Genomic DNA, 12,672 nt, shown 5'->3' on the forward strand with positions numbered 1-12,672 from the left:
CCAGCTCCATCAATATTTGCGGCCAGTGATCGACAAGGACGTGTTACTGGTCAGTGATTCCAACGCTGCTTATCGCTACTTCGCTAGCGAAGCTCAGATTACTCACGAAGTGATCAACCTGAAGGCGAAACAGCGAGTAAGGGGCGCAATCCACGTACAAAACGTCAATGCTTATCACAGTCGCTGTCGCCAATGGTTGGCGCGATTTCATGGCGTCGCAACGCACTACCTCCCCAACTACCTGGGATGGCGGTGGGCACTGGATGCTCGGCGCATCAATACACCAACGACACTACTGAAAGCAGCGGTCGGCGTATTTCCACACCTAGCCGCGACATAGCCTTTTTTTTCGCCGTGGCGAAATTACCAAATGGTAATTCGTTAGACAAATATCAATGTGTCGGTTTTTCTGCCAGTTATATTTTTCCAGGTGGAATGAGGTCAGGACCGGCATATGCTCAGCTTTGAACGCTCCGGCTTGAGCCGGAAATTAACCATCATCAGTGCCTGGTCGACCGGCAGCGCACTGCTGCTGGCGTTCGCCGTGTTCGCCACGACCCACGTCATCAGCCAGCTGGAACTGGAGCGCCGCCAACTGTACACCCTGGCCGGCACGCTGGCCGCCGCCAGCGAACTGGCCCTGCTGTATGTGGACCCGTCGCAGGGCGACCAGGTGCTGGCGCTGGCCACCTTCGACGGCCGCGACGACATCCGCCAGGTGGTGCTGTTCGACCGCGACGGCAAGCTGCTGTCGCGCAGCGCCACGCGCGAGGACGGCCCGCCCGCGCCGCCGGACCTGGACCACCACCGCCTGCTCGAGGCGGGCAAGGCCGGCGCCTGGGAGTTCAGCGGGCCGTTCTGGACGCCCGGCATGCGCCTCTACCGCGGCGTGCATTTCCACCAGGACCAGGTGGGCGCCGTGATGCTCGAGGCCGGCATACCGCGCATGTGGCTGGGCGTGCTGCAAAACCTGCTGGCCGGGGCGCTGGCCGCCGTGCTGTCCTTCCTGTGCGCGCAATTCCTGGCGCGGCGCTTCCGCGAGGGCGTGGCCGAGCCCATCGCCAGCCTGATCGCGGCGGCGCGCCAGGCCGCCGACGGCCAGGCCGGCGTGCACCTGCATCACAACCGCGGCGACGAGCTGGGCGCGCTGATCGACAGCTTCAACGACATGCTGACGCAGATCGCCAGCCGCGACGCCAAGCTGGCGCAATACCGCGACCAGCTGGAGCGCCAGGTGGGCGTGCGCACCGAGCAGCTGGAGAAGGCGAAGAACGCGGCCGAGGCGGCCAGCCAGGCCAAGAGCGCCTTCCTGGCCACCATGAGCCACGAGATCCGCACGCCCATGAACGGCGTGCTGGGCATGACCGACCTGCTGCTGGCCACGCCGCTGTCCGAGCAGCAGCGCCACTACACGGAGATGGTCAAGCGCTCCGGCGAGCACCTGCTGGTGATCATCAACGACATCCTGGACTTCTCCAAGATCGAGGCCGGCAAGCTGACGGTGGAGTACATCCATTTCAACTTCCGCGAGCTGCTCGACGATATCGACCAGGTGTTCTCGCCGCAGGCGCACGGCAAGGGCATCGCGCTCGAATTCGCCATCGCCAACGACATCCCGGTGGCCATCTGCGGCGACCCGAACCGGCTGCGCCAGGTGCTGTTCAACCTGCTGGGCAACGCCATCAAGTTCACCGAGACCGGCAAGATCACCGTCAAGGTCCATGTCACCACCGAGGACGCGCAGGCGGTCGGGCTGCGCTTCGAGGTGCACGACACCGGCATCGGCGTCTCGCGCGAGGCGCGCGGCCGCATCTTCGATTCCTTCTCGCAGGCGGACGGCTCCACCACGCGCAAGCACGGCGGCACCGGGCTGGGGCTGGCGATCTCCAAGCAGCTGGTGGAACTGATGGGCGGCTCCATCGGCGTCGACCACGCGCTGACGCAGGGCTCGATCTTCTGGTTCGCCGTGTCCTTCGACAAGCGCCGCGTCGACGGCGAGGACGGCGCCTTCACGCCGACCTTGACCATGGGCCTGCGCGCGCTGCTGGTGGACGAGCGGGCCGAGGGCCGCCTGCCGCTGGAGCGCCAGCTGGCGCGCTGGCAGCTGAACAGCGACAGCGCCGGCGACGCGGCCGAGGCGCTGCGCCTGCTGCACGAGGCGGCCGCCCGCGGCCACCCCTACGACGTCGCCATCGTGGACATGGACCTGCCGACCGGCAGCGGCCTGATGCTGGCGGCCGAGATCAGGGCCGACGCGCTGATCGCCGGCACGCGCGTGATCCTGCTGAGCAGCGAGCGCAACGCGGCCGACACGCTGCAGCGCCGCCAGGCGGGCGTGGCCTTCCAACTGATCAAACCGCCCCGCGCCTGCGACCTGTACGACTGCATCGCCGCCCCGCCGCGCGGCAAGGAGCGCAAACGCGCGGCGCCGCCCCCTCCCCCGCCCGCAGCCCCCGGTGGCGCGCACGCCGGCGACGCGGACGCCGGGGCGTACGCCGCGCCCGGGCAAGCGCACGCGGCGCAGGCGGCCCGCGAGCGCGCCGGCGAGCCGGCCAGCGGGCCCGCCGACCGGCCGGCGGCAAACGCGGTGGGACAAGGGGCGGCACAAACGGCGGGACGAACGGCGGGACAAGCCGCGCTACACGCGGCTGGATACGCGGCGGACGCGCCGGGAACGGCGCCGGCCCAGGCCCCTGCGCACCCGCACGGCAAGGGCCGCCGCGGGCGCCAGCGCAAGGTGCTGCTGGCGGAGGACAATCCGGTCAACGTCGAGGTGGCGTCGGCCATGCTGGAGGGCCTGGGGTTGACGGTGAGCCGCGCCGCCAACGGCGCCGAGGCGCTGGACGCGGTGCGCGGCGGCTCCTTCGACGCCGTGCTGATGGACTGCCAGATGCCCGTGATGGACGGCCTGGCCGCCACCGCCGAAATCCGCCGCCACGAGCAGCGGCTCGCGCCGCCGCGGCACGTGCCGGTGGTGGCCATCACCGCCAACGCCCTGCCCGGCGACCGCGAAACCTGCCTGGCCGCCGGCATGGACGACTACCTGAGCAAGCCCTTCACCCAGCAGGGCCTGAGCGACACCCTGGCGCGCTGGATCAAGCTGCCGCAGCCGCGCCAGGCGCGCGCGAGCGAGCCCCAGGACGACGGCGCGGCGGCGCGTCCCGCCATCCCCGCGGCGCCCGCCCCGGCCACCCTGAACCTGCGCGCGCTGGAGCACATCCGCGCGCTCAATCCCGAGCGCGGCGGCGCCCTGCTCGAACGCGTGCTGCGCACCTTCCTGCGCGACACGCCCACCCACCTGGAGACGCTGCGCCAGGCCATCGCCGAAGGCGATGCGGCCACGCTCTGCAGGACGGGACACAGCCTGAAGTCGAGCAGCGCCAACGTCGGCGCCGACACGCTGGCCCGCCTGTGCAAGGACATCGAACAACTGGGGCGCGCCGGCATCGCCGATGGCGCCTCCCCCGTGCTGGCCGCCATGGAACACGAATTCCAGTGCGCGCGGCTGGCGCTCAGCGCCATCCTCGAAAGGGAAATATGACATGGCTGCGCTCACCCCCACTCCCCGCGGCACCGTCCTGGTGGCCGACGACGATCCCGTCATGCGCTTGCTGATGCTGGAAATGCTGGCCCAGGTCGGCCTGGACGCGATCGAGGCCGAGGACGGCCCGGCCGCCCTGGCCTGCTACCAGCACATCCAGCCCGACCTGGTCATGCTCGACGTCGACATGCCGCGCATGGACGGCTTCACCGTCTGCCGCGCGATCCGCGCGCTGGAGAGCGGCGCCACCGTCCCCATCATCATGGTCACCGGCAGCGACGACCTGGAGGCCGTGACCCAGGCCTACGAGGACGGCGCCACCGACTTCATCTCCAAGCCGATCAACTGGCCCATCCTCGGCCACCGCGTGTTGTACGTGCTGCGCGCCAGCGACGCCATCGCCCGCCTGCGCGTGGCCGACGCCCACAACCGCGCGGTGCTGGCGGCCATTCCGGACACCTTCTTCCGCATCAACCGCGACGGCTACTACCTGGACTACGAGCAGGGCCAGGACGCCTGCGCCGCCATCGACACCACCGACTGCGTCGGCCGCCACGTCAGCGAGGTGCTGCCGCCGGCCATCGCCGTGCACGTGCTGGAGGAGATGAACATGGTGCTGGAGACACACAACATCCGCTCGCTGGACTACGAGCTGCAGCACGAGGGACAGGTGATGCACTTCGAGGCGCGCCTGGTGAGCACCGGCGCCGGCGACGTGCTGGGACTGGTGCGCGACATCAGCGAGCGCAAACGCGCCGAGGACCAGATCCGGCGCCTGGCCTATTGCGACAGCCTGACCGGCATCCCCAACCGCCAGGCCTTCCTGGAGACGCTGGAGCGGGAACTGGCGCGCTCGCGCCAGCTCGGCAAGAAGTTCGCCGTGCTGTTCATGGACCTGGACTCCTTCAAGCGCATCAACGACACGCTCGGCCACAACATCGGCGACCTGCTGCTCAAGGTGGTGTCCGAGCGGCTGCGCGAAACCATCCGCCCCAGCGACACCGTCACGCGCGCCGAGAACCACGGCAACCTGGCGCGCCTGGGCGGCGACGAGTTCACCATCCTGATCCCGGACCTGGAAAAGGTGGACAGCGCGCTGGCCGTGGCGCAGCGCGTGAAGGACGCGATGCGGCGCCCGTTCCAGCTGGAGGGCCACGAGATCTTCGTCACCGCCAGCATCGGCATCTCGCTGTACCCGCAGGACGGCGAGGATTGCGACTCGCTGCTCAAGTTCGCCGACACCGCCATGTACCACGCCAAGAACTGCGGCAAGAACAACGCCAAGCTGTACAGCTCCTCGCTGACGATGCAGATCATGAGCCACGTGAAGCTGGAGGTCGGCCTGCGCAAGGCCATGCAGAACAACGAGCTGTATCTGCTGTACCAGCCGCAGGTGGACGTGGCCAGTTCGCAGATCGTGGGCGTGGAGGCGCTGGTGCGCTGGCGCCATCCGGAGCACGGCGTGATTCCGCCCAACGAGTTCATTCCCCTGGCCGAGGAGACGGGGCTGATCGTGCCGATCGGCGAATGGGTGCTGCGCACCGCCTGCGGCCAGGCGCGCGCGTGGCAGCACACCTGCCGCCGCGCGATCCGGATGGCGGTCAACCTGTCGGCGCGCCAGTTCAAGGACGACAACCTGACGCAGACGGTGGTGTCCGCGCTGGTCGACACCGGCCTGGAGCCGCGCCTGCTGGAACTGGAGCTGACCGAGGGGACGCTGATGGACGACGCGCGCGCCACCATGGCCACCTTGGAGCAGTTGCGCGGCATCGGCGTGTTCCTGTCGATCGACGACTTCGGCACCGGCTACTCGTCGATGAACTACCTGAAGCGCTTCGACGTGCGCGCGCTCAAGATCGACAAGAGCTTCATCAGCGGCCTGCCGCAGGACTCGGAAAACGCCGCCATCACGCGCGCCATCATCGCCATGGCGCACGGGCTGAAGATGATCGTGGTGGCCGAGGGGGTGGAGACGGACGAGCAATTGCTGCTGCTGGAGCAATACGGCTGCGACATGGCCCAGGGCTACCTCCTGGGGCGGCCGTCTCCGCAGGAGGCCATCACGCAGATGCTCACGGTGCAGCGCGGGCCCATCGCGAGGCTGGCCTAGCTACAGCACCTTCTCGGCGCGCAGGACGGCGATGTCGGCGTCCGAGTAGCCCAGCGAGCGCAACACCTCGTCGTTGTGCTCGCCCAGCCCCGGCCCCATCCAGTTGGTGTGGCCCGGCGTCTCCGACAGCTTGGGCGAGATCGCCGGCAGCTTGACCGGCGTGCCGTCGGCGAAGTGGTGCTGCTCGAACATGCCGCGCGCGACGAACTGCGGGTCCGTCATCATGTCGCGCACCGAGTAGATCTTCCCGGCCGGGACGTCGGCCGCCTTCAGCACCGCCACCGCCTCGTCGATGGTCTTGGTGTCGCACCAGGCCTGGATCGCGCCGTCGATGTCGGCTGTGCGCGCCACGCGGCCGTCGTTGCGTTCCAGCTGCGGGTCGCCCGCCATGTCGATGCGGCCCATGGCAAGCATCAGGCGCTTGAAGATGGCGTCGCCGTTGCCGGCGATGACGATGTTCTCGCCGTCCCTGGTGGTGTAGGTGTTGGACGGCACGATGCCCGGCAGCGCGCCGCCGGTGCGCTCGCGCACCACGCCGGCGTGGTCGAACTCCGGCACCAGCGATTCCATCAGGTTGAACACGGATTCGTACAGCGCCACGTCCACCATCTGGCCCTGGCCGGCCTCGCGGCCGCCGGTGGCGTCGCGGTGGCGCAGCGCCATCATGGCGCCGATCACGCCGTGCAGCGCGGCGACCGAGTCGCCGATCGACACGCCGACGCGCACCGGCGGCCGGTCCGCGTGGCCGGACACGTAGCGCAGCCCGCCCATCGATTCGCCGATGGCGCCGAAGCCCGGCTGGTCCCTCATTGGACCGGTCTGGCCGAAGCCGGACAGGCGCACCATGATGGTGGACGGCCTGGCGGCCTTCAGCTGCTCGTAGCCGATGTCCCACTTCTCCAGCACGCCGGGGCGGTAGTTCTCGATGATGATGTCCGCCTCCAGCGCGAGTCGCTTGGCGATGGCGCGGCCGCGCGCGTCCTTCATGTTGAGGGTGATGCTCTTCTTGTTGCGCGCCTGGACCGACCACCACAGCGAGGTGCCGTCCTTCAGCACCCGCCATTTGCGGATCGGATCGCCCTCGCCGGGCGCCTCCACCTTGATCACCTCCGCGCCGAATTCGCCCAGCATGCGCGCGCAAAACGGGCCCGCGATCAGCGTGCCGAGTTCCAAGACTTTGATGCCCCGCAAAGGGCCGTGGGTGGGTTTCACTATGTGCTGCGCCTGTCGAGCATGGCCCGCGCGATGGTGCCCGCGTCCACATATTCAAGCTCGCCGCCGACCGGCACGCCACGCGCCAGACGGCTCACCCTCAGTCCGCGCGCCTTCAGCATCTCGCTGATGTAGTGCGCGGTGGCTTCGCCCTCGTTGGTAAAGTTGGTGGCCAGGACCACCTCGCCGACCACGCCGTCGTTGGCGCGTTCGACCAGTTTTTCAAGGTGGATGTCCTTGGGGCCGATACCGTCCAGCGGCGACAGCCTGCCCATCAGCACGAAGTACAGGCCCTTGTAGGTCAGGGTCTGCTCGATCATCATCTGGTCGGCCGGGGTCTCCACCACGCACAGCATGGCCTTGTCGCGCTGCTCGTCGGCGCAGGTGGCGCAGACCTCGTCCTCGGTGAAGGTGTTGCACAGCGCGCAGTGGTGCACCGCCTCCACCGCCTGGTACAGGGCGCGCGACAGCATGGCCGCGCCCTCGCGGTCGTGCTGCAGCAGGTGGAAGGCCATGCGCTGCGCCGATTTCGGCCCGACCCCGGGCAGGCGGCGCAAGGCCTCCGTGAGGAACTCCAGCGACTTCGCCATCGATCAGGCCTGCTTGAAGGCGCTGAGGATGTCGGCCGTCATGGTCGGCACGAACTCGGTGATGGCGTAGCTGGCCGCGCCGGCCTCGTTGAAGGGATCGAGTTCGATCACCGCCTCGATGTCGGCCCGGCTGTCGGCCGTGGCGATGATGACGCCGCCGGTGCGCGGCACCATGCGGCCGGACATCAGGAACATGCCGTTGTCATACTGTTCGCGCAGGTACTCGCGATGCGCGGCCAGCAGGGCGTCGATCTCCTCGGCGGGCTTGAGGTACGTGAGCGCGATGATGAACATGACGCGTGGCCGGCTTAGAACGGCATCTTGAAGCCGGGCGGCAGGGCCATGCCGGCGGTCAGGCCGCTCATTTTCTCGGCGGAGGTGGCCTCGGCCTTGCGCACGGCGTCGTTGAAGGCGGCGGCCACCAGGTCTTCCAGCATGTCCTTGTCGTCGGCCAGCAGCGACGGGTCGATCGACACGCGCTTGACGTCGTTCTTGCAGGTCATCACCACCTTCACCAGGCCGGCGCCGGACTGGCCCTCGACCTCGATCGAACCCAGCGCCTCCTGGGCCTTCTTCATGTTGTCCTGCATGGCTTGCGCCTGCTTCATCAGACCGGCGAGTTGGTTTTTCATCATGATGGTGTGCTCCGTTGAGGATAAGTATAGGGATTTTAATGCGCGGCAGGGGCCGGCGGCGGCACGATCGAACCGGGCACCACGAAGGCGCCGAAGTCGCGGATCATGCTCTTGATAAAGGGATCGTTGGCGACGGTCTGCTCGGCGGCGCGCTGCACCGCCTCCCGGTGGGCGGCGGCCTCGGCGCTGGCCGTGTAGAAGGCCGGTCCCAGCTCGGTCTCGACGCGCACCGGGCGGCCGAAACGCTCGGTCAGCGCGACGGCCAGCTTCTCCACGTTGGCCGGCGTGCGCCAGGTTTCGATCGGCACGCGGATGCGGAACTGGGCGCTGTGCGCGCCGTCCGGCAGGCATTCGATCAGTTCGGCCTGGGTGGCCAGTTGCTGGGCCACGCCGCGCAACGGCAGGCGGGCGGCCAGCGCGGGCCAGTTGCCGTCCCAGTCCAGCTCGGGAACGGGCGTGATCACGTAGGCGTAGGTCGGCCTGGCGGGGGCGCGCGACGGCGCCTGCTGCTGCGGGGCCGGCGCGGCGGCGGCCTCGCCGGCCGGCATGGCGCTGGCGCTGTCGTCGGAGAATTCGGTGACCCATGGCGGCAGGTCGTCCTCGGGCTCGGGTTCGGGCTGGCGCTGGGCCGCGGCGGGCGCGGCGGCGCCCATCGAGGGGCGGCCATCATCCCACGGGGCCGACGCGGGCGCGGATGCGCGCGACGGCGCGGCTTGCCCCGACGCGTCATCCCATGGCGCAGACGCGGCGGCACGCGGCGCGGCGGACGCGTTCGCGGCGGGCGCGTCGTTCCAAGGCGCGGACGGCGCGCCGGCGGCGCGACCGGCCGTCCCGGGCGCGTCCGCCGAGGAGGCGTCCTCCCACGGCGCGGGCGAAGCGGCGCGGGACGGGGCCGTCCCGGCGGACGCGGGCGACGCGGCGGAGTGCGGCGCGCCGGCGGCCGGCGTGGCGTCGGGCTGCGCATCCTCCCAAGGCGCCGGCGCGCGCGCGGCGGCTGGCGCTGGTGTTGCGGCCTCGGCCGCGGCCGGCGCTTGCGGCGCGGCTGGCGCAGCCTCGGCCGAGGGCGCCGGCGCGACCGGACGGTTCAGAGGCTTCATGCCGGACGCCGCGCGGGCGGCTTCCAGCGCCGCCTGGATCGCGGCACGGGCCGGACTCAGCGGCACACTGGACGCGGAGGCGGCGGCCTGCGGTACGGACGCCGTAGACTGTGGCACGGACGCGGCAGGCCGCAGTGCGGACGCGGCGGGCTGCGGCGCGGACGCCGTTGGCTGTGGCGCGGGAGCGGCGGGCCGCGGCGCGGCGCCGGCGGGCTGCGCCGCCATATGGCCACCCGTGCCGGCGGTGGCCGCCGCCGGCTGTGCATTCATCCCGCCGGCCGGAAAGCCAGCGGCTTGCGGCGCGGCCGGACGGCCCGCGTCGGCGCGCGCCATGGCGGCGGCACCGGCGACAACCGACGGCGACGGCGACGGCGGCAACGACGCGTGGCTGGCCAGCGAGGCGGACGCGGCGCGTGCCGGCGCGCCTGCCACCACACCCGCGGCGGCCGCGGCGGCGCGCGCGGCGCCCGGGCCACGGGCGGCGGCCGGCAATCCCTCGGCGCCGCCTACGCCGGGCCGAAAGGCCAGCATGCGCAGCAGCGTCATGGAAAAGCCCGCGTACTCGTCCGGCGCCAGTCCCAGTTCATTGCGGCCGTGCACGGCGATCTGGTAATAAAGCTGCACTTCCTCGGCGTCGAACTCGGCGGCCAGGCGCACGATGTCCGCGTATTCCGGCAGGTCCGACGGCACGGCCGACGGCACCGTCTGCGCCAGCGCGATACGGTGCAGCAAGGTGCCCAGGTCCTGCAGCGCGCCGTTGTACGACAGGCTGCGCGTGGCCATCTCGTCGGCCACCGCCAGCAGGTCGGCGCCGTCCTGCCGGGCCAGCGCGTCGAGCAGGCGGATCAGGTAGGACTGGTCCAGCGCGCCCAGCATGCCTTGCACCGCCTCCAGCGTCACCTCGCCGGCGGCGTAGGCGATGGCCTGGTCGGTCAGCGACAGCGCGTCGCGCATGGAGCCGTGCGCGCCCTGCGCCAGCAGGCGCAGCGCGGGCTGCTCGAAGGCGATGCCCTCCTGGCCCAGGATGTTGTCCAGGTGGCCGATGATGTGGCCGGGCGGCATCTGCTTCAGGTTGAACTGCAGGCAGCGCGACAGCACGGTCACGGGGATCTTTTGCGGGTCGGTGGTCGCCAGGATGAACTTCACGTGCTCCGGCGGTTCCTCCAGCGTCTTCAGCATCGAGTTGAAGGCGTGGTTGGTGAGCATGTGCACCTCGTCGATCATATAGACCTTGAAGCGCGCGTTCGACGGCGCGTACACCGCCTGCTCCAGCAACTGCGCCATCTCGTCCACGCCGCGGTTGGACGCCGCGTCCATCTCTATATAGTCGACGAAGCGGCCGCCGTCGATGGCGGTGCAGGCCTCGCACACGCCGCACGGGGTGGCGGTGATGCCGCCGTCGCCGTCCGGGCCGACGCAGTTGAGCGACTTGGCCAGGATGCGCGACAGCGTGGTCTTGCCGACCCCGCGGGTGCCGGTGAACAGATAGGCGTGGTGCAGCCGGCCGCTGTGCAGCGCGTGCGTGAGCGCGCGCACGACGTGCTCCTGGCCGACGAGCGTTTCAAAGTTCCGGGGACGGTATTTACGGGCGAGGACTTGATAGGACATGGCGGAATTCTACCATCCCACAGCCGGGATGCGACGGCGGCTTTGGCCGCGCCAAAAAGCGGAACGAAAAAAAAGCCGCTTGGGTAAGCAGCTTCTTTCTAAAAGGCGAGCCTGATCTGCGGCACTTGCGGTGAATAGCTGTGGCTGCTTCGTTCCCGACCTGACCAGGTTGGCCATGCCGCAATGCGCAGGGGCCCGCCGGGGACAATTATAACCGCTCTTGCCGATTCCGCCTAATGCCCCCCGGAAGCGGCGTCAGCGGCACTTTGGGGTCAGACCCCAGCCGTGGCTGACGCCGCTTCCGGAGGGCAAGCTCCTACAGGCCCAGTTCCTGCCAGATGCGGTCGACGCGGGATTTCACCTCCGGCGTCATGGCGATCGTGGTGCCCCACTCGCGGCTGGTCTCGCCCGGCCACTTGTTGGTGGCGTCGATGCCCATCTTGCTGCCCAGGCCGCTGACCGGCGAGGCGAAGTCCAGGTAGTCGATCGGCGTGTGGTCGACCAATGTGGTGTCGCGCGTCGGGTCGACGCGGGTGGTGATGGCCCAGATCACCTCCTTCCAGTCGCGGATGTCGACGTCCTCGTCCACCACCACGATGAACTTGGTATACATGAACTGGCGCAGGAAGCTCCACACGCCGAACATCACGCGCTTGGCGTGGCCGGCGTACTGCTTGCGGATCTGCACCACCGCCATGCGGTAGCTGCACCCTTCCGGCGGCAGGTAGAAGTCGGTGATCTCGGTGAACTGCTTTTGCAGCAGCGGCACGAACACCTCGTTCAGCGCCAGGCCCAGCATGGCCGGCTCGTCCGGCGGCTTGCCGGTGTACGTGGAGTGATAGATGGGGTCGCGCCGCATCGTGATGCGGTCGATGGTGAACACGGGGAACCAGTCCTGCTCGTTGTAATAGCCGGTGTGGTCGCCGTATGGCCCCTCCAGCGCGTGCTCGTAGCCGGACGGGTGGTTCTGGTCCGGATAGATATGGCCCTCCAGCACGATCTCGGCCGAGGCCGGCACCCGCAGTTCGCTGCCGATGGCCTTCACCAGCTCGGTGCGGCCGCCGCGCAGCAGGCCGGCGAACTGGTATTCGGACAGGGTGTCCGGCACCGGCGTCACCGCGCCCAGGATGGTGGCCGGATCGGCGCCCAGCGCCACCGCGACCGGATACGGCTTGCCCTTGGTCTGCGCCCCGTGCTCGCGGAAATCCAGCGCGCCGCCGCGGTGCGCCAGCCAGCGCATGACGACCTTGTTCGGCCCCAGCACCTGCTGGCGGTAGATGCCCAGGTTCTGGCGCTTCTTGTTCGGCCCCTTGGTGATCACCAGGCCCCAGGTGATCAGCGGCGCCACGTCGCCCGGCCAGCAGTGCTGGATCGGCAGCCTGGACAGATCGACGTCGTTGCCCTCCCAGACGATCTCCTGGCACGGCGCGCCGCGCAATTCCTTGGGCGACATGTCCCACACCGCCTTCACCAGCGAGCCCATGTCCATCAAATCCTTGAATCCCCGGGGCGGCTCCGGCTCCTTCAGGCGGGCCAGCACGTGGCCGATCCTGCGCAGCTCGCCGACATCCTCGGCGCCCATGCCCAGCGCCACGCGGCGCGTGGTGCCGAACAGATTGGCCAGCACCGGCATGCTGTGGCCGGTCGGATTCTGGAACAACAGCGCCGGTCCGCCCGCCCGCAGCGTCCGGTCGCACACCTCGGTCATCTCCAAATGCGGCGAAACGGGGGTGGAAATGGGCTTAAGTTCGCCCATTCGTTGCAACTGAGAAATAAAATCACGCAAATCTGAATATTTCATACTTTTTTACTTTTTTTTCGCTTTGGACGGGCCAAGTGAGGTTTTTATGTCAAGTGGTTGATTTTATTGGTTTTTGCT

9 protein-coding genes and 1 other RNA gene are annotated in these 12,672 nt (G+C 69.1%); 3 read left to right on the top strand and 7 right to left on the bottom strand.

The features are described 5' to 3' along the window. From BM436_RS20055 to BM436_RS20065, 3 genes are all read left to right on the top strand, one after another. A partial coding sequence (locus BM436_RS20055; protein WP_143133243.1) for an IS1595 family transposase occupies window positions 1-340 on the top strand: 340 nt, incomplete at its 5' end. Between the two features lie 114 nt (window positions 341-454). Then, window positions 455-3,541, top strand: a complete 3,087-nt coding sequence (locus tag BM436_RS20060; RefSeq protein WP_093557310.1) for a hybrid sensor histidine kinase/response regulator — start codon at window positions 455-457, stop codon at window positions 3,539-3,541. 1 nt (window position 3,542) lies between these two features. After that, entirely contained in the window at window positions 3,543-5,651 is a 2,109-nt protein-coding gene (locus tag BM436_RS20065) for a putative bifunctional diguanylate cyclase/phosphodiesterase (RefSeq protein ID WP_093557311.1), read from the top strand. Here the strand turns inward: BM436_RS20065 and BM436_RS20070 are convergent, their stop codons facing one another. The 7 genes from BM436_RS20070 to ubiD all read right to left on the bottom strand — a co-directional run bounded on the left by BM436_RS20070 (window position 5,652) and on the right by ubiD (window position 12,594). Next, window positions 5,652-6,863 (bottom strand): CaiB/BaiF CoA transferase family protein, encoded by a 1,212-nt coding sequence (locus BM436_RS20070; RefSeq protein ID WP_229490535.1) that lies wholly within the window; start codon window positions 6,861-6,863, stop codon window positions 5,652-5,654. Next, the gene (recR, locus tag BM436_RS20075) at window positions 6,863-7,453 is read right to left on the bottom strand and encodes a recombination mediator RecR (protein WP_093557313.1); all 591 of its coding nucleotides are present in this window, start codon (window positions 7,451-7,453) and stop codon (window positions 6,863-6,865) included. Before recR ends, BM436_RS20070 begins: the two co-directional genes overlap by 1 nt. A 3-nt stretch (window positions 7,454-7,456) precedes the next feature. Further along, window positions 7,457-7,747, bottom strand: coding sequence for a YciI family protein (locus BM436_RS20080; protein ID WP_093557314.1), 291 nt, complete (start codon window positions 7,745-7,747; stop codon window positions 7,457-7,459). Window positions 7,748-7,761: 14 nt separating this feature from the next. Then, entirely contained in the window at window positions 7,762-8,088 is a 327-nt protein-coding gene (locus tag BM436_RS20085) for a YbaB/EbfC family nucleoid-associated protein (protein ID WP_093557315.1), read from the bottom strand. A 35-nt stretch (window positions 8,089-8,123) separates the two neighbouring features. Continuing rightward, the gene (dnaX, locus tag BM436_RS20090) at window positions 8,124-10,793 is read right to left on the bottom strand and encodes a DNA polymerase III subunit gamma/tau (RefSeq protein WP_093557316.1); all 2,670 of its coding nucleotides are present in this window, start codon (window positions 10,791-10,793) and stop codon (window positions 8,124-8,126) included. Window positions 10,794-10,894: 101 nt separating this feature from the next. Next, window positions 10,895-10,993, bottom strand: an RNA gene (ffs, locus tag BM436_RS20095) — signal recognition particle sRNA small type. 116 nt (window positions 10,994-11,109) lie between these two features. Continuing rightward, window positions 11,110-12,594: a 4-hydroxy-3-polyprenylbenzoate decarboxylase gene (gene ubiD / locus BM436_RS20100; RefSeq protein ID WP_093557317.1), complete on the bottom strand. Its 1,485-nt coding sequence runs from the start codon at window positions 12,592-12,594 to the stop codon at window positions 11,110-11,112. Between the last annotated feature and the right edge of the window lie 78 nt (window positions 12,595-12,672).

Origin of the sequence: Pseudoduganella namucuonensis, from assembly GCF_900116645.1 — a bacterium.
In the GTDB taxonomy this organism is placed as follows: Bacteria; Pseudomonadota; Gammaproteobacteria; order Burkholderiales; family Burkholderiaceae_D; genus Rugamonas; species Rugamonas namucuonensis.